At 69.1% G+C, this 20225-nt stretch carries 17 protein-coding genes; 9 read left to right on the forward strand and 8 right to left on the reverse strand.

The window, feature by feature from the left end; all coding sequences use genetic code 11:
• Window positions 1-49: 49 nt before the first annotated feature.
• Window positions 50-1168, reverse strand: coding sequence for an alanine dehydrogenase (gene ald, locus AB0O44_RS13975; protein WP_364138318.1), 1119 nt, complete (start codon window positions 1166-1168; stop codon window positions 50-52).
• A gap of 245 nt (window positions 1169-1413) precedes the next feature.
• On the opposite strand from ald, the gene AB0O44_RS13980 reads away from it, so the two are divergent.
• Window positions 1414-2634: a helix-turn-helix domain-containing protein gene (locus AB0O44_RS13980; RefSeq protein ID WP_290257228.1), complete on the forward strand. Its 1221-nt coding sequence runs from the start codon at window positions 1414-1416 to the stop codon at window positions 2632-2634.
• A gap of 36 nt (window positions 2635-2670) precedes the next feature.
• On the opposite strand, the gene AB0O44_RS13985 is transcribed toward AB0O44_RS13980, so the two are convergent.
• The 3 genes from AB0O44_RS13985 to ptsP all read right to left on the reverse strand — a co-directional run bounded on the left by AB0O44_RS13985 (window position 2671) and on the right by ptsP (window position 5151).
• On the reverse strand, window positions 2671-2904 hold the full coding sequence (locus AB0O44_RS13985; protein WP_290257229.1) for a hypothetical protein: 234 nt from the start codon (window positions 2902-2904) through the stop codon (window positions 2671-2673).
• A gap of 74 nt (window positions 2905-2978) precedes the next feature.
• Window positions 2979-3398, reverse strand: coding sequence for a helix-turn-helix domain-containing protein (locus AB0O44_RS13990; protein ID WP_290257230.1), 420 nt, complete (start codon window positions 3396-3398; stop codon window positions 2979-2981).
• 67 nt (window positions 3399-3465) lie between these two features.
• Window positions 3466-5151: a phosphoenolpyruvate--protein phosphotransferase gene (ptsP, locus tag AB0O44_RS13995; RefSeq protein ID WP_364138322.1), complete on the reverse strand. Its 1686-nt coding sequence runs from the start codon at window positions 5149-5151 to the stop codon at window positions 3466-3468.
• A 187-nt stretch (window positions 5152-5338) separates the two neighbouring features.
• On the opposite strand from ptsP, the gene AB0O44_RS14000 reads away from it, so the two are divergent.
• The 3 genes from AB0O44_RS14000 to AB0O44_RS14010 are packed head-to-tail and all read left to right on the forward strand — an operon-like array spanning window position 5339 to window position 9241.
• Complete coding sequence (locus tag AB0O44_RS14000) at window positions 5339-6067, forward strand: TetR/AcrR family transcriptional regulator (RefSeq protein ID WP_290257232.1); 729 nt, start codon at window positions 5339-5341, stop codon at window positions 6065-6067.
• Between the two features lie 58 nt (window positions 6068-6125).
• A complete protein-coding gene (locus AB0O44_RS14005) occupies window positions 6126-8093 on the forward strand; it encodes a PTS mannitol transporter subunit IICBA (protein WP_364138325.1) in 1968 nt (655 codons plus the stop codon).
• Complete coding sequence (locus AB0O44_RS14010) at window positions 8093-9241, forward strand: mannitol-1-phosphate 5-dehydrogenase (RefSeq protein WP_364138328.1); 1149 nt, start codon at window positions 8093-8095, stop codon at window positions 9239-9241. The genes AB0O44_RS14005 and AB0O44_RS14010 overlap by 1 nt, the downstream gene beginning before the upstream one ends.
• Window positions 9242-9330: 89 nt before the next feature.
• Here AB0O44_RS14010 and cycA read toward each other — a convergent pair whose 3' ends face one another.
• The gene (gene cycA, locus AB0O44_RS14015) at window positions 9331-10794 is read right to left on the reverse strand and encodes a D-serine/D-alanine/glycine transporter (protein ID WP_290257236.1); all 1464 of its coding nucleotides are present in this window, start codon (window positions 10792-10794) and stop codon (window positions 9331-9333) included.
• Between the two features lie 150 nt (window positions 10795-10944).
• Here cycA and AB0O44_RS14020 point away from each other — a divergent pair, with 150 nt between their 5' ends.
• Window positions 10945-11403, forward strand: coding sequence for a MarR family transcriptional regulator (locus tag AB0O44_RS14020; protein ID WP_364138331.1), 459 nt, complete (start codon window positions 10945-10947; stop codon window positions 11401-11403).
• Window positions 11404-11479: 76 nt separating this feature from the next.
• Window positions 11480-12706, forward strand: coding sequence for an MFS transporter (locus AB0O44_RS14025; protein ID WP_364138334.1), 1227 nt, complete (start codon window positions 11480-11482; stop codon window positions 12704-12706).
• Between the two features lie 106 nt (window positions 12707-12812).
• Here AB0O44_RS14025 and AB0O44_RS14030 read toward each other — a convergent pair whose 3' ends face one another.
• From AB0O44_RS14030 to rraA, 3 genes are all read right to left on the reverse strand, one after another.
• A complete protein-coding gene (locus AB0O44_RS14030; RefSeq protein WP_364138337.1) occupies window positions 12813-14252 on the reverse strand; it encodes a sugar porter family MFS transporter in 1440 nt (479 codons plus the stop codon).
• A 188-nt stretch (window positions 14253-14440) separates the two neighbouring features.
• Window positions 14441-16099 carry an MDR family MFS transporter gene (locus AB0O44_RS14035; protein WP_364138340.1) on the reverse strand — a complete coding sequence of 553 codons (1659 nt, stop codon included), beginning with the start codon at window positions 16097-16099 and terminating at the stop codon, window positions 14441-14443.
• Window positions 16100-16206: 107 nt separating this feature from the next.
• Complete coding sequence (rraA, locus tag AB0O44_RS14040) at window positions 16207-16683, reverse strand: ribonuclease E activity regulator RraA (RefSeq protein WP_290257242.1); 477 nt, start codon at window positions 16681-16683, stop codon at window positions 16207-16209.
• 97 nt (window positions 16684-16780) lie between these two features.
• Here rraA and AB0O44_RS14045 point away from each other — a divergent pair, with 97 nt between their 5' ends.
• From AB0O44_RS14045 to AB0O44_RS14055, 3 genes are all read left to right on the forward strand, one after another.
• Complete coding sequence (locus AB0O44_RS14045; RefSeq protein ID WP_364138343.1) at window positions 16781-18061, forward strand: MFS transporter; 1281 nt, start codon at window positions 16781-16783, stop codon at window positions 18059-18061.
• A gap of 124 nt (window positions 18062-18185) precedes the next feature.
• Window positions 18186-18782, forward strand: a complete 597-nt coding sequence (locus AB0O44_RS14050) for a TetR/AcrR family transcriptional regulator (protein WP_364138346.1) — start codon at window positions 18186-18188, stop codon at window positions 18780-18782.
• A gap of 218 nt (window positions 18783-19000) precedes the next feature.
• Window positions 19001-20215 carry a malic enzyme-like NAD(P)-binding protein gene (locus tag AB0O44_RS14055; RefSeq protein WP_364138349.1) on the forward strand — a complete coding sequence of 405 codons (1215 nt, stop codon included), beginning with the start codon at window positions 19001-19003 and terminating at the stop codon, window positions 20213-20215.
• Window positions 20216-20225: the final 10 nt, after the last annotated feature.

Below are 20225 nucleotides of genomic sequence, written 5' to 3' on the forward strand. Positions count from 1 at the left end.
GAGCAGCACGCGTTGGATGACTGCCGTTCAAACGGCTGACCGGCGTCAGTTACGCCGAGACGAGCTCGTGCCAGTCGGAGACCAGGGGCAGGTTGTGCGCCTCGGAGACGGAGCGGTGCGCCACCTTGCCGGCGGCGATGTTCAGTCCGGCGGCCAGGGCGGCGTCCCGATCGAACGCGGCCTTGACGCCCAGGTTGGCCAGCGCCACGCCGTAGCGCAGCGTGACGTTGGTCAGGGCGTAGGTGGAGGTGTTCGGCACGGCGCCGGGCATGTTGGCCACGCAGTAGAAGATCGTGATGTGGACCTTGTACGTGGGTTCCTGGTGCGTGGTGGGGTGGGTGTCCTCGAAGCAGCCGCCCTGGTCCACGGCGATGTCCACCAGGACCGAGCCCGGCTTCATCCGGGAGACCAGCTCGTTGGTGACCAGCTTCGGGGCCTTGGCGCCCGGGATCAGCACCGAACCGATGACCAGGTCCGCGTCCACCACGGACTTTTCGATCTCGTAGGCGTTGGACGCGACGGTCTTCAGGCGGCCCTGGTACTGGGCGTCCAGTTCACGCAGCCGGTTGATGTTGATGTCCAGGATGGTGACGTCCGCGCCGAGGCCCAGGGCCATGGCGGCGGCGTTGGTGCCGGCCACGCCGGCGCCCAGGACCACGACCTTCGCCGGGCGGACGCCTGGGACGCCGCCGAGCAGCACGCCCTTGCCGCCGGCCGGAGCCATCAGCGATGTGGCGCCCACCTGGACCGACAGGCGGCCGGCGACCTCGGACATGGGCGCCAGCAGCGGCAGCGCGCGGCCCTCCTGCACGGTCTCGTAGGCGATCGCGGTGACGCCGGAGTTGATCAGTTCCTGGGTCAGTTCCGGCTCGGCGGCCAGGTGCAGGTAGGTGAAGAGGATCAGGCCCTTGCGGAAGCGGTGGTACTCGGCCTTGACCGGCTCCTTGACCTTCATCACCATGTCGGCGCGGGCCCAGACGTCGTCGGCCTCGGCCACGATCTCGGCGCCGGCGATGGCGTATTCCTCGTCCGTGATGCCCGAGCCCAGGCCCGCGCCGCGCTCCACCAGGACGGTGTGGCCGTGGTGGCGGAATTCGTGCACGCCGGCCGCCGTGATGGCGACGCGGAATTCGTTGTTCTTGATCTCTTTGGGGACACCGATGATCATGTGTGAAGCTCCAAAAGTGGCGGCCTGGCCGGCCGGGTGTACGGGGGAAGTCGTGATTCCAGAATAGGACCGGCTGTGAGGCAGGCGACAGGGACGTCCTGCCCGCCCGACGCGAAAACCCCGCCATTCCGCGGATGTTATCCGGCTCGGTTCGACAGATGTCGAGGGTGCCGGCGGCAGGTGTCGCCTGCTGTCCGGAGTGGTCCGGCTTCGCCGCGGCCCGGGCGGGGCAGTACTGTGGCACCATGCAGCAGCAGGACGTCGAGCAGCTCGTGGAGCGCGTGGCTATGCGGCTGGGGCGCGGATTGTCCCTCGAGGACCTCGACGGCGTCCTGCTCGCCTACTCCTCCAACCAGTCCGCCGCGGACCGGGTCCGGGTGAACTTCCTGCTCAGCAAACGCGTGCCGGTGGACGTCAGCGCCTGGCAGCTCTCGCACGGCATCGCCACCGCGGTCCGGCCGGTGGTGGTCCCGGCGAACGAGGAGCTGGGCATGCTGGGCCGGGTCTGCGTACCCCTGCTGGTCCGCGGCTTCCGGGTGGGCTACCTCTGGGTCCAGCTCGACGCCGGAGAACCCACCGCCGGATCCGTCCTGGCCCAGCTGCCGGACGTGGCCCGCGACCTCGAGCAGCTCTCGGCACTGCTGCTGGACTCCAACACCGCCGAATCCGAATTCCGCCGCCGCCGGGAACGGGAATTCCTGGCCGCCTGCCGCGGGGAGGCGAACGCCGTCGCCGCCGTTGCGGGCTGGAAGGAAGTCCAAGGCCGGGGGCCCTGGCAGCTGGTCACCGTGCTCGACGCCGACGGCTGGGCCGAGGGATCGGACCCCACGGACGCCATGCTGGTCCACCGCTCCGCCGCGCTGCAGGCCACCATCGGCGTGGACGCGGCCCTCTTCAGCGCCGGAACGGAGACCCACGCGGTGATCCTGTTCAAGGAGTCCACCGGCCGGGCGGACCACGCCCAGGTGCTGGTGCACTATCAGCTCGAACTGGCCAAGCGCTCCGGCCGGCCCGTCCGGCGGATCATCCTGGGAACCTCGGAGGGATTTTCCCGGCCCCGGGGTCTCGTGGAGGCGTACCAGCAGTCGCGCCAGGCGGCGCAGGCGGCCGCCGTCGATCCGCAGCTGGGGGAGCTGGTGGACTGCCGGGCCACCGGGATCTATCAGCTGCTGGCCTCCGCGGGCGGCGGCGCCGGGGCGTGGGCCGATGCGGGGTCGGTGCACTTCCGCACCCTGGCCGACCATGACCGGAACGGGGAGCTCTTGCCGGTGCTGGAGCTGTTCTACGACAACGACGGCTCGGTCCAGGACGTCGCGGCGAAGCTGCACCTGCACCGCAGCAGCATCTACAACCGGCTGGGACGGATCCGGCAGCTGTTGGGCGTCGACCCGCTCAAGGGCCTGGTCCGGCTGGAACTGCACGCGGCGCTCAAGGCGCGGCGCTGGGCCGAGCGGCCAAGGATCTAGCGGCCGGGTGCGAACGGCCAGGGACCCAGCGGGAATCTACCGCTCGTCCGGCTCCGGGCGATCGTGCACCGAGTCGCGCGGGGCCTGCCGGGCGGTTTCCCGCCGGCGGCGCGTGAGCCGGCTTTCGGTCCAGAGGGCGACGGCGACGAAGACCACGCAGCTGGCCATGAAGGAGGCGGTGTTGTTCAGCCCCATCAGGTTTCCGAGGATGCCGGTGATCACCATGGCGGCGATGCCGGCCAGGATGTGCCACCCTCTGAACTTACCCACAATTCCAGCGTAACCCCGGGGTCCGCCGCACTTTCGCCCCGGGGCCGGATTGTTGCTTGATCCTTATCACGCCGTCAGGATTCTTCGGCGGAAACGGGGGATTCGGCGGGCTCCCCGGCCGCGGCCCCGCTCTTCTTCTGCGTCTCCAGCCACGCCATGATGTCCGCTAGTCGGATCCGCCGGTGCGTCCCGCGGTACTGGACCGGGATCTCCCCGCGGTCCGTCATGTTGCGCAGGTAGGTGTGCGAGATCCCGGCCAGTTCGGCCGCCCGTGAGGTGGTCAGCATCTCCTCGACGCTGCTGACCGTGACGGATTCGCCGCGGCTGAAGCGCTGCAGCAGATCCACGACGGCGTCCCGGGCGGAGGCGGGCAGCCGGTGGACCGTCCCGTCGACGAAAACGGTGACGTCGGTGCTGCCGTCGAGGGCGTAGCGGAGGGCCTGGGCGTCCTCGGCGGGGAGCGCGGCGGTGACCCGGGGCGCGATGAGTGTCATGGACTGCATCCTAGCGTCCCGGGCCCGCCGCGGCGGCTGCTTTAGAGGCCCGGTTGATAGGCACAGCTCAGAGGCCCAGTTCCTCCAGGACCGGAAGCTTGGCCCGGACCCAGGCGCGCGCGTCCGTGGCGCTCGGGGCTGAGAGGGCCAGCTTCGCCAGTTCCTGCGCCTCGGGCAGGGACACGGTCTTCAGGACCGCGGCCACGGCGGCGATGGAGCGGGCGGTCATGGACAGGGTGGTTACGCCCAGGCCGGTGAGGACCACGGCCAGGGCCGGGTCCGCGGCGGCCTCGCCGCAGACGCCCACAGACTTGCCGTGGCCCTCGGCGATTGAGCCCTCCACGGTCAGTCCCACCAGGCGGAGCACGGCGGGCTGCCACGGGGTGTTCAGGCCGGCCAGCGGGCCGAGTTGCCGGTCCGCGGCCATGGCGTACTGGGTCAGGTCGTTGGTGCCGAGGCTGGCGAAGGAGACCTCGCGCAGGATCGCTTCGGCGGTGAGGGCGGCGGACGGGACCTCGACCATGACGCCGGGGGTCCTGAGGCCGGCCTCCGCGCACATGGTGGCGAAGCGGGCCGCCTCCTCGGCGGTGGAGATCATCGGGGCCATCACCCAGACGTCGGCGTCGGACTCGGCCGCGGCGCGGGCGATCGCCTGCAGCTGGCGCTCCAGGACGCCGGGGGTGGTCAGATCGGTGCGGTAGCCGCGGACGCCGAGCGCCGGGTTGGGTTCGGTGGCGTCGGTCAGGAACGGCAGCGGCTTATCAGCGCCGGCGTCCAGGGTGCGCAGCACCACCTTCTTGCCGGGGAAGGCGTCGAACACCTCCTTGTAGGCGGCCGCCTGCTCGTCCACGCTCGGCTCATTGTCGCGTTCGAGGAAGCAGAACTCGGTGCGGAACAGGCCCACGCCCTGGGCGTTGAGCCGGGCGGCGGCCGCCGCGTCCTTGCCGCCGCCGACGTTCGCCAGCAGCGGCACCTGGTGCCCGTCCGCCGTCGTTCCGGTGCCGTCGAAGTCGGCCAGCAGCGACGCGGTAGCTGCCCACTGTTCGGCCGCGTGGCGCTGTTCGTCGCCGGGCTCGGCGGTGATGGTGCCGGCGGCGCCGTCGACGTAGACCTCGGTGCCGTCGGCCAGGGCATCGACGCCCGCGGCCGCGACGACGGCGGGCAGGCCGAGCGAGCGGGCGATGATCGCGGTGTGCGACTGCGGCCCGCCGCCGGCGGTGAGCAGGGCCAGGACCTTTTCCGGGTCCAGGGTGGCGGTGTCGGCCGGGGCGAGGTCCTCGGCGATGAGGATGAAGGGAGTCTCGGCGCTGGGAATACCGGGGGCGGGCACGCCTCGCAGTTCGGCGACGATCCGGGCGCGGACGTCCAGGACGTCGGTGGCGCGTTCGGCCATGTAGCCGCCGAGGTTGTGCAGCATCTCCGAGACGGAGGCGCCGGCCTCCCAGATGGCCCGCTGGTTGGAGGTGCCGCGGGCGATCAGCTTTCCGGCCGTCTTCAGCAGCATGGTGTCCGTGGCCATCAGGGCCGTGGCCTCCAGCACGGCCTTGCCGTCACCACTGACGGTCTGGGCGCGGTTCTTGAGCTGGTCGTGCACGGCCTTCGCGGCGGCTTTCAGCGCTGCCGTCGCATCCTCGACGGAGACGCCGGCTTGCAGCTGCTCTCCGGCGGGCGGCTCGCTGACCGGTTTTGGCATCTGACGGATGGTGCCGATGATCCGGCCGGGGCTGACGCCTACACCTTGGAAGTTCTGCACTGAAAGTCCTCATTCTCTGCCGTGAGCCAGTAAGACGGTTCAGATGCCGCTGCTGAGCCGCTAGACCCTAGATTTCCCGTGGCCGTCCACTACGTCAACCCGGAACCCGAAGCACCTGAAAAAGTCGATGGAAAAAGTGTTGTGATGCACTTCATATAGCGTTGCTATAGGTGCTAGGGTAGCGGCTATGAGTATCGATGGCCAGCTACCGCCCAAAATCCGGCTGCTCCGCGCAGCCGCCGGACTGCTGGCCAAATCCGGAGGCGCCGCCGTCTCCACCCGCCAGATCACGCAGCTGGCCGGAGTCACGGCACCCACGCTCTACCACCACTTCGGGGACAAGGAAGGCCTGTTCGACGCCGTCGTAGCGGCCGGCTTCGAGGAGTACGTGGCGGGGGAGCGGGACTTCGAACCCTCCGGACGTCCGCTGGAGAACATCCGGCGGATGTGGGACAAGCACGTCCAGTTCGGCCTGAAGCAGCCCGAGCTGTACCTGGTCATGTTCGGTAACATCCGCCCCGAAAGCCGCCCCGCCGTCGTCGCCGACGCCGAGGCGCTGCTCGAAGGCATGCTGAACAAGGCCGCCGTGGCCGGCCACCTGGCCGTCCCGCCCAAGGAAGCGGCGCGCAGCATCCTGGCCGCAAACGTGGGCGTCACCCTGATGCTCATCACGGAGAAGGCCCCCGAACGGAACCTGGAGCTCTCGGCCATGACCCGGGACGCCATGATCTTCGCCGTCTCCACCGATCTGGCCCGCGAGGCCGACCCGGAAGACCCCGGCAAGTCGCCGGTGGTGGTGGCCGCGATCGCCTTGAACGCGGCCCTGCAGTCCTCGCACTCGGACCAGCTCTCCAGCTCTGAACTCAAGCTCTTCCTCGAATGGCTCCACCGGATCTCCATCAGTTCCACCAGCTAGCTCGTCGAAATATCGGACACTCCTGCGGTGCAGCAGGAAAACACGGTTAGGAAATCACATGGCAACAGAGACAGTTGCGAAACCCCGTAGCAGCGTGCGGGTCGGCGTCCAGAAATTTGGCACCTTCCTCTCGGGCATGATCATGCCGAACATCGGCGCCTTCATCGCCTGGGGCATCATCACCGCCTTCTTCATCCCGGCGGGCTTTACCCCCAATACCGAACTGGCCAAGCTGGTCGGCCCCATGATCACCTACCTGCTGCCGCTGCTGATCGGCTACACCGGCGGCCGGATGGTCTACGGCGTCCGCGGCGGCGTCGTCGGCGCGGCGGCGACCATGGGCGTGATCGTCGGCACGGACATCCCGATGTTCATCGGCGCCATGATCATGGGCCCGCTCACGGCCTGGATCATGAAGAAGCTCGAGAGCCTCTGGGAGAACAAGGTCAAGCCCGGCTTCGAGATGCTGATCGACAACTTCACCGCCGGCATCGTCGCCGCCATCATGGCCATCTTCGGCATGCTGGTCATCGGCCCGGTGGTCAAGGCCTTCAGCAACGGCGCCAGCGCCGTCGTCGAATTCCTGGTCAACAACGGCCTGCTGCCCTTCACCAGCATCTTCATCGAACCCGCCAAGGTGCTGTTCCTGAACAACGCCGTCAACCACGGCATCCTCACCCCGCTGGGCACCGAACAGGCCCTCGCCCAGGGCAAGTCCATCCTGTTCCTGCTCGAGGCCAACCCCGGCCCCGGCGTCGGCATCCTGCTCGCCTACATGCTCTTCGGCAAGGGAATGGCCAAGGCCTCGGCCCCCGGCGCCGCGCTGATCCAGTTCGTCGGCGGCATCCACGAGATCTACTTCCCCTACGTGCTGATGAAGCCGATCATCATCCTCGCCGCGATCGGCGGCGGCATGACCGGCATCTTCACCCTGGTCCTCACCGGCGCCGGCCTGCGCTCGCCGGCCGCGCCGGGCAGCATCATCGCCGTCTTCGCCGCCACCCCGGCGGACAGCCTGCTGGGCGTGGGACTCTCCGTGGTGCTGGCGGCCACGGTGTCCTTCCTGATCGCGTCCGTCATCCTCAAGTCCAGCAAGGACGTCGAGGGCGACGAACTCGGCGCCGCCACCAGCCGGATGGAAGCCATGAAGGGCAAGAAGAGCTCCGTCTCCTCCGCCCTCACGGGCGCCGGTGCGGGTGCCGGCGGCGTCGCCGTGCTGGCCGGACCGGTGAAGAACATCGTCTTCGCCTGCGACGCCGGCATGGGCTCCTCCGCGATGGGCGCCTCGGTACTGCGGAATAAGATCAAGGCGGCCGGCTACCCGGACGTCAAGGTCACCAACTCCGCCATCGCGAACCTCAGCGACAGCTACGACGTCGTCATCACCCACCAGGACCTGACCGAACGGGCCAGGCCCGTCACCGCCAGCGCCGTGCACGTCTCCGTGGACAACTTCATGAACTCGCCGCGCTATGACGAGGTCGTGGAGCTGGTCCGCAGCAGCAACGCCCCGGCGGACGCCTCCGGCGCCGCTGCCGCGGGAACCGCCGCGCCTGCCGGAACCGCCACCGCGGAAACCGGGACGGCCGCACCGTCGGACATCCTGGTGGCCGACAGCGTGGTCCTGCAAGGCTCCGCCACCACCCGTGACGGCGCGATCGACGAGGCCGGCCGGCTCCTGCTGGACCGTGGCGCGGTCGATTCCGGCTACCTGGACGCCATGCACGAACGCGAGGAATCTGTCTCCACCTACATGGGCAGCTACCTCGCCATCCCGCACGGCACCAACGCCGCCAAGGACCACATCATGAAGTCCGCGGTGTCCGTGGTCCGGTACCCGGAGGGCATCGACTGGAACGGTAAAGAGGTCAAGTTCGTCGTCGGCGTCGCCGGCGTGAACAACGAGCACCTGCAGATCCTCTCCTCGATCGCGAAGGTGTTCACCAACAAGGCGCAGGTCGCACAACTGGAGGCGGCCACCACCGTCGACGAAGTGCTGGACCTGCTGGGAAAGGTCAATGACTAGTGAAGGCTGTTCATTTCGGAGCCGGGAACATCGGCCGCGGGTTTGTCGGGCTGCTGCTGCACGAGGCGGGCTATGAGGTGGTGTTCGCGGATGTCGCGGACGCGCTGATCTCCGAGCTCGCCGCGGCGGACGGCTACCGGGTGCACGAGGTGGGGGAGACCCCGGCCGTGCGCACGGTGGACAACTTCCGCGCGCTGAATTCCGGCAGCCAGGAGGACGCCGTCGTCGCGGAGATCGCGACGGCGGACGTCGTCACCACCGCCGTCGGGCCGCACATCCTCAAGTTCGTGGCGCCCGTGATCGCCAAGGGGATCGCGGCCCGCGCGGCGGGGCTGGCTCCGCTGCAGGTGATGGCGTGCGAGAACGCCATCAACGCGACGGACATCCTGAAATCCGAAATCACCGCCCAGTGGGATCCGGCCGCCGGCGACCTGGCGGCAGCCGCGGTGTTCGCCAACACGGCCGTGGACCGGATCGTGCCCAACCAGGAGGCCGGCCAGGGCCTGGACGTCACCGTCGAGACCTTCTACGAGTGGGTCATCGACCGGACACCGTTCGGGGACCACCAGCCGGTCATCCCGGGCGCCACGTTCGTCGACGACCTGGGCCCCTACATCGAGCGGAAGCTGTTCACCGTCAACACCGGGCACGCCTCCGCGGCGTACTTCGGCTTCGACGCCGGGCTGGAGAAGATCTCGGACGCCATGGCGGACCAGGACGTGGCCGCGGACGTGCGGGCCGTCCTGGACGAGACCAAGGAACTGCTGGTGGCCAAGCACGGCTTCAACCGTGACGAGCAGGAAGCCTACGTGCAGAAGATCCTGGGCCGCTTCACCAACCCGTACCTGCCGGACACCGTGAACCGGGTGGGCCGGGCACCGCTGCGCAAGCTCAGCCGGCACGAGCGCTTCATCGGACCGGCCGCCGAGCTGGCCGAGCGGGGCATCGTCCCGGAGGCGCTCCTCGGGGCGATGGCCGCCGCGCTGCGCTTCAACGACCCGGCCGATGCCGAGGCCGTGGAGCTGGGCCAGATCCTGGCGTCCTCCAGCCCGGAGGACGCCACCGCCCGGATCACCGGCCTGGAGCCGACCCATCCGTTGTTCCCCGCCGTCTGCGCCCTGGTCACGGAGGCCAAGGCCGGGCTCTGACGGCGTTCTGCTGCACCAACAAACAACGGGCCCTCCCTCACATCACGTGAGGGAGGGCCCGTCGTTTTGCTACAGGACCTGCGGGAGCGTCAGGGGCGGGCGGCGGCGGTTTCGGCGTCGGCCATGGACTTCCACTCGGCCACCCGGGCCTGGTGCAGCGGGGACCGCCGGACGACGGCGAACGCGACGCCCAGGATGGCGAACCACAGCGGGGTGACCAGCAGGGCCACCAGGGTGTCCGGCTGGGTGGTCAGCGCCCAGACCAGGAACGCGAAGAACGCGAACACCACCCACACCATCGGGATGCCGCCGGGCATCTTGAAGGTGGAGGCGTCGTGCAGCTGCGGCCGGCGCTTCCGGAAGACCAGGTAGCTGGCCAGGATGATGCTCCAGACGAACATGAAGCAGACGGCGGAGACGGTGGTGACCATGTCGAACGCGGTGCCCACGTCCTTGCCCGCGTAGAGCAGCACGACGCCGGCGAGCAGCAGCACGCAGGAGAGGAACAGGGCGTTCTGCGGGACTTTGCGGCTGGAGAGCCTGCCGAAGACCTTGGGGGCGTCGCCGTCGTTCGCCAGGCCGTAGACCATCCGGGAGGTGGAGTAGATGCCGGAGTTGGCCGAGGACATGGCGGAGGTCAGGACCACCAGGTTCACCACCGTGGCGGCCATGCCGAGGCCGGCCAGGGAGAACATCGCGATGAAGGGGCTCTGGCCGGCCTTGAAGCCGGTCCACGGGGTGACGGACATCAGGATGATCAGGGCGCCGACGTAGAACAGCATGACGCGCAGCGGGATGGCGTTGATGGCGCGGGGCAGATTGTGCTCCGGGTTCTTGGTTTCGGCCGCGGCGGTGCCCACCAGCTCGATGCCGACGAAGGCGAAGACGGCGATCTGGAAGCCCGCCACGAAGCCCATGAACTCCTTGGGGAAGAAGCCGCCGTGGCTCCACAGGTTACTGAAGGAGGCGGTGCCGGCGTTGGACTGGAAGCCGGTGAAGATCATGACCAGGCCCACCACGATCAGCGCGACGATGGCCACGATCTTGATCAGCGCGAACCAGAACTCGGTCTCGCCGAAGGCCTTGACCGTGGGCAGGTTCAGCAGCAGCAGGATGACGATCGTGGCGATGCCGGGGACCCAGAGCTGGATGCCGGGCCAGAGCTCCTCGGCGTAGCCGGCGATCGCGATCACGTCGGCGACGCCGGTGACCACCCAGCAGAACCAGTAGGTCCAGCCGGTGAAGAAGCCGGCCCACGGGCCCAGCAGGTCGCCGGCGAAGTCGCTGAAGGACTTGTAGTTCAGGTTGGAGAGCAGGAGCTGGCCCATGGCGCGCATCACGAAGAAGAGCATGAAGCCGATGATCATGTACACAAAGATCACGGACGGGCCGGCCACCGAGATGGTCTTGCCGGAGCCCATGAAGAGCCCGGTGCCGATGGCCCCGCCGATGGCGAGCAGCTGGATGTGGCGGTTGCTCAGCGAGCGGGCGAGGTGGGGCTCGGTGTCCCGGCTGGAGGCAGTTCTTTGCCCCGCGGTGGTCTGTTCGGGCATATCAACGATCCTTCGAATGGTCCGCCGAAGGGGTGACGGCGGTAACAAATCAGCCCTTCCAAAGTACAGGTTTAGCCCTGGGCGTGCGTTATGGGTCGTCCCGGCGTCATCCTTGACTCTTAGGTACCCTAACTGTTAGGCTTCCTAAGTATGAACAATGAGACCCCCGGCGAGGACCTGCTCGCCCTGGCCCAGGACTTCCGTGAGGCGTTGCGGCACAGCATCTACCTGGTGCGCCGCCTCGACGCCGACGGCGAGCTCAGCGCCGCCCAGATCAGCACGCTCAAGATGCTGCTGGAGGCGGACTCCGACGGCGGCGTCCGGGTGGGCGAGATCGCCAAGAACCAGGGCGTCAAGGTCCCCAGCGCCACGGAGCAGATCATCAAGCTCGAGCGCGCGGGCCTGGTCCTGCGGGAGGCGGACCCCGCCGATTCCCGGGCCGTCCGCGTCCGGCTCACCGCCGCGGGACACACCGCCGTCGAATCCGCGAACGCCCGCCGCAACGCCGTCATGGCGCAGATCCTCGGCGGCCTCCCGGAGGAAGACCGGCGGGCCCTCGCCGCCGCCATGCCGGTGATCGGCCGGATCAACGAATCCGTCCAGCCCTGACCCGCGGCCACCGCGCCGGCCCCGCCCGGCGCCACACAGACCACCCCGTACACCCACGACCCTAGGAGCGCCCTCCATGGACGGCCAGCTCAAGGCCCCAGCGCCGGAAGCATCATCAACCCTCGAAGCCGAAAAGGCCTCGTTCCTCAAGCAGCCGAAGGCGGTGTGGGCCACCGCCCTCGCGGCCGTCTTTGCCTTCATGGGCATCGGCCTGGTGGATCCCATCCTCCCGGCCATCGCCAAGAACCTGGAGGCCACCCCCAGCCAGGTCTCGCTGCTGTTCACCAGCTACTTCATGGTCACGGCCATCGCCATGCTCATCACGGGCTTCGTCTCCTCCCGGATCGGCGGCAAGCGCACGCTGCTGACCGGCCTGGCGATCATCGTGGTCTTCGCGTCCCTCTCCGGCTTCTCCGGATCCGTCGGTGAGCTCGTGGGCTTCCGCGCCGGCTGGGGCCTGGGCAACGCCCTCTTCGTGGCCACCGCGCTCGCCGTGATCGTCGGCGTGGCCAGCGGCGGCGCCGGCATTGCGATCATCCTCTATGAGGCCGCCCTCGGCCTGGGCATCTCGCTCGGCCCGCTGCTTGGCGCCCTGCTGGGCGGCTGGCAGTGGCGCGCCCCGTTCTTCGGCACCGCCGTGCTGATGGCCGCCGCCTTCATCGCCCTGATTGCCCTGCTGCCCAAGACGCCGCTGCCCGAACGCAAGGTCCGGCTCCGCGACCCGCTGCTGGCCCTGGGCCACAAGGGCCTGCGCACCACCGCCGCCAGCGGACTGTTCTACAACTACGGCTTCTTCACCATCCTTGCCTTCACCCCGTTCATCCTCGGGATGGACGCCTACGGCATCGGCGCGGTCTTCTTCGGCTGGGGCGTCGCCGTCGCCGTGTTCTCCGTCTTCGTGGCCCCCGCCCTGCAGCGCCGCTTTGGCGCCGTCCGGGTCCTCTCCGGCACCCTGGCCCTGCTGCTGCTGGACCTGGTGGGCCTGGGCCTGTCCGCGGGCCACTCGGTACCCGCCGTCGTCACCCTCGTGGTGGTCTCCGGCGCCCTGCTGGGCGTGAACAACACGATTTACACCGAACTGGCCATGGGCGTCTCCGACTCCCCGCGTCCGGTGGCCTCCGCCGGCTACAACTTCGTGCGCTGGATGGGCGGCGCGCTGGCGCCGTTCGCCGCCGCCCAGCTGGGCGAGCACTTCGGCCCGCAGGTGCCGTTCTTCGCGGCCGCCGTCGCCATGGCCGTGGCCATCGCGGTGGTGCTCGGCGGACGCCGGTTCCTCAGCTCGCACGAGCCGCACCTGGTCTAGCCGTCCGGTAGTAACAAAAGGTCAGGCCCATGTTTCCGCGGAAACATGGGCCTGACCTTTGTGCTTTTACCGGCTGAGTTGCCGACTGGGCTGCCCGCTGGGCTGCTTACTTCTTGGCGGAACCCTTCGGGACGAACAGCGTCTCGGCGTGCTCCAGGGCCATGCCGTTGGTCTCCGGGACCTTGAACATCACGAAGAAGAACGACGCCGCCGCGAACAGGGCGTACATGGCGTAGGTCAGCGGCAGCGATGCGGCGGCCATGACGGGGAAGCTCAGCGTGATGGCGAAGTTGGCGATCCACTGGGCGGCCGCGGCCAGGCCGAGCGCGCGGGCGCGGATGCGGGACGGGAAGATCTCGCCCAGCAGCACCCACACCAGCGGACCCCAGGAGGCGCCGAAGCTGATGACGAAGACGTTGGCGGCCACCAGCGCCGCAGGGCCCCAGCCGCCGGGGAGCGTGATGTTCTCACCCGAGCCGGTCGCCGAGCCGAAGGCCACGGCCATGGTGGCCAGCGAGGCGGCCATGCCGATCGAACCGGCCAGCATGATGGGGTGGCGGCCCACCCGGTCCACCAGGGCGATCGCCACGAGGGTGACCAGGATGTTGGTGATGGCCGTGGCTACCGAGATGGTCAGCGAGTCCTTTTCCTGGAACCCGACGGCCTTCCACAGGGTGGTGGAGTAGTAGAAGATCACGTTGATGCCGACGAACTGCTGCAGCACGGAGAGGATGATGCCGATCCAGACCACCGGCTGCAGGCCCAGGGCCTTGCCGCGCAGCGAACCCTTCTTGCCGGCGATCTTGTCCTCTTCGATGGCGTCCTTGATGTCGCGCAGGTGACGGTCCGTGTCCTCGTTCGGGGCAATTGACTTGAAGACCTTGCGGGCCTCCTCGTCCTTGCCCTTGACCACCAGGAACCGCGGGGATTCCGGCAGGGTGAACGCGATCCAGCCGTAGATCACGGCGGGGACGGCGCCTGCAATGAACATCCAGCGCCAGGCCTCGATGCCGAACCAAAGGTTCTGGTCGGCGCCGCCGGCGGTGTTGGCGAACAGGGCGTCAGAGAGCAGGGCCGCGAAGATACCGGTGGTGATGGCGAGCTGCTGCAGCGAGGCCAGCCGGCCTCGGACGTGCCGCGGGGAGATCTCGGAGATGTAGGCGGGGGCGATCACCGAGGCGAGGCCGATGCCCAGGCCGCCGATCAGGCGCCAGAAGATCAGGTCCCAGACGCCGAAGGCGAAACCGGTGCCGAAGGCGCTGACCAGGAACAGCAGGGCGCCCAGTTTCATCGCCGGGATGCGGCCATAGCGGTCCGCGACCTTCCCGGCGAGGTAGGCGCCGGCCGCGCAGCCCAGCAGGGCGACGGCGACGGCGAAGCCGGTCACGGCCTCGCTGAGGGCGAACTGTTCCTTGATGGCATCGACGGCGCCGTTGACGACGGAGGAGTCGAAGCCGAAGAGGAAGCCGCCGACGGCGCCCGCCACGGCTAGCCAGATGACCCGCTTCGGAATCTTCGCGGCGGTCTGGTCCTGGGTGGTGGTCATATGGCTCCCTCGGCAAATCGTGGTCAGCGGCTTGCGCCGCAACTATCCAGTTTTACACCGGTCCCCGCATGGTGCACGTCACGGGGACCGCGAAAGTGAGCCGAAACATAGCGGAACCGGGCGGTTAGGCGCCTCCGGCGGGGACGGCCGAAGCCGCTCCCGCCGGAGGGTGTCACCCTGCGCCCGGGTCAGTGCGCCGCGGCAGCGGCGCCTTCCCGGGCGGCGGCCTTCGGGTCGGTGAGCTTCTTGTTCGGCAGCGCGAAGGTGATCAGGAACGCGATGCCGGTGAGGATGGCCGCGGTGAGCATGACGGCGTCGATCGATTGGGCGAAGCCCTCGGTGATCGGGCGGGTCAACTCGGGGTTGGCGGTGTGCAGCCAGCTCGTGTCGTTCAGCGAATCGTTGCTGGCGCCGTCCTTGAAGAAGGCGTACAGCTTGGCGTTCGCCGGATCAGCCGCCACCGCCGGGTCCTTGAGCACCTTCAGGTAGTCGGCGTTCTGGACGGCGGCCTTCATGCCGTTGCCCACCTTGTCCGCCGCGAGGCTGAACAGCATGGAGATGAACACGGCCGTGCCGACGGCGCCGCCCATGGAGCGGAAGAACGCGGCCGAGGAGGTGCCCACGCCCATGTCCTTGGGCGGGACTGAGACCTGCATGGCCAGGGTCAGCGGCTGCATGCAGAAGCCCAGGCCCAGGCCGAAGAAGACGGCGATCGCGCCGGGGACCCACAGCGGGGTGTCCACACCCAGGGACAGGCCCATGACGACGGCGGCGCCGGTCAGGACCGCGGTGCCCAGGATCGGGAAGATCCGGTAGGTGCCCGAGGCGGAGATGGTCCGGCCCGCGGTGATGGAGCCGGTAAGGATGCCCACCGTGAAGGTGATCATCATCAGGCCGGCCTCGGTGGGGGTGAGTCCCTTGACCAGCTGGAGGTACATGGGCAGCATCGCGATGGCGCCGAACATGCCGATGCCGATGATGAAGTTCAGCAGCGAGGACAGCCCGAACGTGGTGTTGCGGAAGAGGCGAAGCGGGATCAGGGCGTAGTCACCGGCGCGCTTTTCGGCCAGCAAGAACGCGGCGATGCCGACGACGCCGAGCCCGTAGCAGAGGAAGGCCCCCGTGGAGGCCCAGCCCCAGGTGCGGCCCTGTTCGGCGACCAGCAGCAGCGGGACGATCGCCAGGGTGATGGCGGCGGCGCCCCAGTAGTCGATCTTCTGCTTGAGGTGTTTAGCGGGCAGGTGCAGGTAGAGGAAGACGACGGCGAGGGCGGCCAGGCCGATCGGGATGTTGATGAAGAAGACCCAGCGCCAGCCGTCGAAGCCGAGGATGTTCGCGGAACCGGCGAACGCGCCGCCGATGACCGGGCCCAGCACGGAGGAGACGCCGAAGACGGACATGAAGTAGCCCTGGAACTTGGCGCGGTCCTTGAGGGCGACGATGTCGCCGATGATGGTCAGCGCCAGGGCCAGCAGGCCGCCGGCGCCCATGCCCTGGATGCCGCGGGCAATCGCCAGCTCGGTCATGGAGTGGACGGACCCGGCGTAGAGGGACCCGGCCAGGAAGATGAGGATGGCCGCGAGGTACAGGGGGCGGCGGCCAAAGATGTCGCTGAGCTTGCCGTAGAGGGGGGTGCTCACCGTGGAGGTGATCAGGTAGGCCGTCGTCGCCCAGGCCTGCAGCGAGAGGCCGTCGAGGTCGTTGGCGATCGTGTAGATGGACGTCGAGACGATCGTCTGGTCCAGCGACGAGAGGAACATGCCGAGCATGAGGCCCACCATGACGGTGATGGTCTGACGGTGCGTCAGGACCTCGCCGGGCAGGCGGGCGGAGGTGGTGGTGGACATGACTGCTCCAAGGGGAAAGATTCAGGATTTAAGCACAAAGGTTGCTTTCAGTAACTATCTTAGTGCCAGCTTTGTTCCTGATTTTCCGGCCAATTTTTTCGGCGGTCTCAACGCTCCAGCAGGATGCCGTCCGGGTCGCACCAGATCCACTGCCCGGGCCGGATGCTGACGCCGTCAATCACCAGCTCCACGTCCTGTTCACCGGCGCCGTTCTTGGCGCTCTTGCGCGGGTTGCTGCCCAGGGCCTTGACGCCCAGCGGGAGCCCGGCGATGGCCACGCGGTCCCGGATGGCGCCGTTGATGACGACGCCGGCCCAGCCGTTCTCCACGGCGCTCGCGGCGATCATGTCCCCCATCAGGGCGGTGCGCAGCGAGCCCCCGCCGTCGACCACCAGGACCGCGCCGTTGCCCGGGGTCGCCAGCACGCTCTTGACCAGGCCGTTGTCCTCGAGGCAGCGGATGGTCCGGACCGGGCCGGCGAAGTGGCTCCGCCCGCCCAGCGACTGGAACTGCAGGGCCACGGAGTCCAACTCCTCCCCGCGCTCGTCGTACAGGTCGGCGGTGTTGACGGGCGTCTGGGTCATGGCGTCTCCTCTGGCGGCGGGTGTGGCTCTTGCTGCCCACGATAGTCTGGCCCCAGCCTGGTCCACCGCGCCAGACATCCGTTCCGGGGGGAACCACATGAGCCTGTCCGATCTGCCGGCCGCCGGGAGCGCCTCACCCGCCACCGCCGAACCGGTCCGGCCCGTCCGGCCGGCGTGGACCACCGGCGTCGTCCTGGTCAACGTGGGCATCAACGCCGCCTTCTTCGGCCCGCTCCAGGTCCTCCTCGGCCAGCAGGCAGCGGTGTTCGACGAGGGGCAGAAGGAAGCCATCCTGGCCCTGGTCACCGGGTCGGGTGCGGCCGTGTCCGTGGTGGCGAACCCGCTGAGCGGGGCCCTGAGCGACCGCACCGCGGCGCGGCGGGGCCGGCGGGTCCCGTGGGTGGTCTTCGGCGCGGTGCTGGGCGCCGCCGCCCTGGTGGCGCTCGCCGGGGCGCCGAACGTGGCCGTCATGGCGCTGCTGTGGTGCCTGGTCCAAGCCGGCTGCAACGCCGCCTACGCCGCCATCACCGCGGCGATCCCGGACCGGGTCCCCGTCGCCCAGCGCGGCACCGTTGGGGGCCTTGCCGCTATGGGCCAGACCGTCGGCATCCTGCTGGGAGCCGTGATCGCTGCCGTCGTCGCCGGGCACTTTGGCCTGGGCTATGTCCTCTGCGCGGCCGTCCTGCTCGCCGGCGTCGTGCTGTATTACCGGCGCAACGACGACGTCGCCCTCCCGCCGGGGGTGCGGCCGCCGTTCGCGCTGGCGGCCTTCCTCCGCAGCTTCTGGGTCTCCCCGGCCCGGTACCCTGACTTCGCCTGGGCTTGGCTGACCCGGCTGCTGGTGAACATCGGCAACCACATGATCACCCTCTACCTCCTGTTCTTCCTCACGGACGCGGTCCGGCTCCGCGAAACCCAGGGCATCGAGGCCGAATTCGGCGTGCTCATCCTGACCGGCCTGTACGCGGTGATGGTGATCATCACCAGCGTGATCGGCGGACGGCTCAGCGACCGGATGGGGCGGCGCAAACCCCTGGTCATCGTCTCCTCCGCCGTGATCGCCGCGGCCGCCCTTGTCCTGGCCTTCGATCCCACCTGGCCCGGGGCGCTCGTGGCCGCGTCCGTGCTCGGCATCGGCTTCGGCGCCTACCTCGCCGTCGACTTCGCGCTGATCACCCAGGTGCTGCCGACGGCGCTGAGCCGCGGCAAGGATCTGGGCGTCATCAACATCGCCAACTCGCTCCCACAGGTGCTGGCGCCGCTGATCGCCTACCCGTTCGTCGCCCTCTGGGGCGGGTACGTCTCGCTCTACGTCGCGGCCGCCGTCATCGGGCTGCTGGGCGCGGTGTTCGTCGTGAAAATCAAGGGCGTGGACTGAGCGGCGGGCTCCCGTGTGACTGGCCGGGCGCCCAGCCCGGTGCCGTATAGTGGACGGGATTCCCGCGGCACCCCGGCGGAGCACGCCTCCGGAGTGCCGAGAAAACGACCCCGGAACCTTGCCGATGCCTGAGTCTCTTTCCGACCTTCCCCCGATGGCCCCGCCGCCCATGCTGCCCCGTCAGCGGCAGCGCTACGCCCGCATCCTCGACGTCGCCGCCGGCTTCGCCCGCACCGGCCTCGACGCCGTCGTGCTCTCCGAAGTGGCCGCGAAGGCCGACGTGCCGCTGGGCACCCTCTACCGGTACTTCCCCTCCTCCACCCAGCTGATGCTGGCCCTCTACCGCAAGCAGCTGGGCGAGCTTCACGTGGGCGACCGGCCGGCCGGGACCCGCGCCCCGGTGCACGTCCTGGTAGGCGTCGTGATGGAGATCTTCCACATGCGCCTGATGCAGCCGGCGGTGGAACAGTGCCTGAACCGGGTGGTGTACGCCAAGGACACGGACACCACCCGCCTGCTGCTCGACATCGACGCGACGGCGGAGAAGGCCGTCACCGCCGTCAGCGGCGACCCCGTGGTGTCCCGGGTCCTGCTGCTGACCGTGTCCGGGCTGGTGCAGTCCGTGCGGTGCCGCAGGCTCTCGCTCTTCGAGGCCGAGGAAGACCTGAAGCGGGCCTGCTCCCTCTTCGAGCGCGGATCCCAGGCGGCCAAGCCGGTCTAGACCGGTTACTCCTTTGTGTCCGGCCGACTCCGGCCCGGACCCCGAATCTGGCTACCATGGCAACACCGGAGCGGCGCCATGCCAGCACTTTCCGGAATCTCCACCGCAGGCCCGCCACCCCGGGGCCGCCGCCGGAGTTCCCCACGACCACCCTGGGCGCGTCCGCGCCCAGGCAGCCAAGTGCCGTATGCCCACGGTCAGCCCCAGGAGACAACGACGTGTCCATTGAAACCATCCTGCCCACTTCCGCCGACGACGCAGCCGGGGCCGCAACCGCCCCGATCGACGACCAGGAAATCTTCTCCTCCCATCAGGGCGGAAAACTCTCCATTGCCAGCACCGTCCCGCTGGAGAGCAAGCGCGACCTCTCCATCGCCTACACCCCTGGCGTCGCCCAGGTCAGCCGGGCGATCGCCGCGGAACCGGAACTCGCCAAGACCCTCACCTGGGCCGAACGCCTCGTGGTGGTGGTCAGCGACGGCACCGCCGTCCTCGGCCTCGGCGACATCGGCCCCAGCGCCTCCCTCCCGGTGATGGAGGGCAAGTCCGCCCTCTTCAAGGCCTTCGGCGACCTCGACTCCATCCCGCTGGTGCTCAACACCAAAGATGTCGACGAGATCGTGGAGACCCTGGTCCGCCTGCGGCCCAGCTTCGGCGCCGTCAACCTTGAGGACGTCTCGGCCCCGCGCTGCTTCGAGCTCGAGGAGAAGCTGATCGAGGCCCTCGACTGCCCCGTCATGCACGATGACCAGCACGGCACCGCCGTCGTGGTCCTCGCCGCCCTCACCGGTGCCGCGAAGATCGCCGGCCGCGACCTCGAGGGCCTGCGCGTGGTGGTCTCCGGCGCCGGCGCCGCCGGAATCGCCGTCGCCGAGATCCTGCTGACCGCCGGGATCGACGACGTCGTCCTGCTGGATTCCCGCGGCGTGATCAACCGGGAGCGGGCGGACATCGCCGCGGATCCGGCCAGCAAAAAGGCCCGGCTCGCGGCCCGCAGCAACCCCCGCGGTGTCAGCGGCGGCCCGGGCGAGGCGCTGGAGGCGGCCGACGTCTTCATCGGCGTCTCCTCGTCCCGGCTGGACGAGGCGCACCTGGCCCGGATGAACGACGGCGCGATTGTCTTCGCCCTCTCCAACCCGGACCCGGAGGTGCTGCCCGAGGTCGCCGCGAAGTACGCGGCCGTCGTCGCCACCGGCCGCAGCGACTTCCCGAACCAGATCAACAACGTCCTGGCCTTCCCCGGCATCTTCCGCGGCGCGCTCGACGCCGGTGCGCGCCGGATCACCCCGGCCATGAAGCTGGCCGCCGCGCGGGCCATCGCCGCGCTCGCCGAGGAGGACCTCTCCGCCGACTACATCGTGCCCAGCCCGCTGGACCCGCGCGTCGCCCCGGCGGTGGCCGCCGCCGTCGCCGCCGCGGTCGCCGAGGGGTAGGAGGGCCGGC

The organism is Arthrobacter sp. NPDC080082, from assembly GCF_040686595.1.
GTDB lineage: Bacteria > Actinomycetota > Actinomycetes > Actinomycetales > Micrococcaceae > Arthrobacter.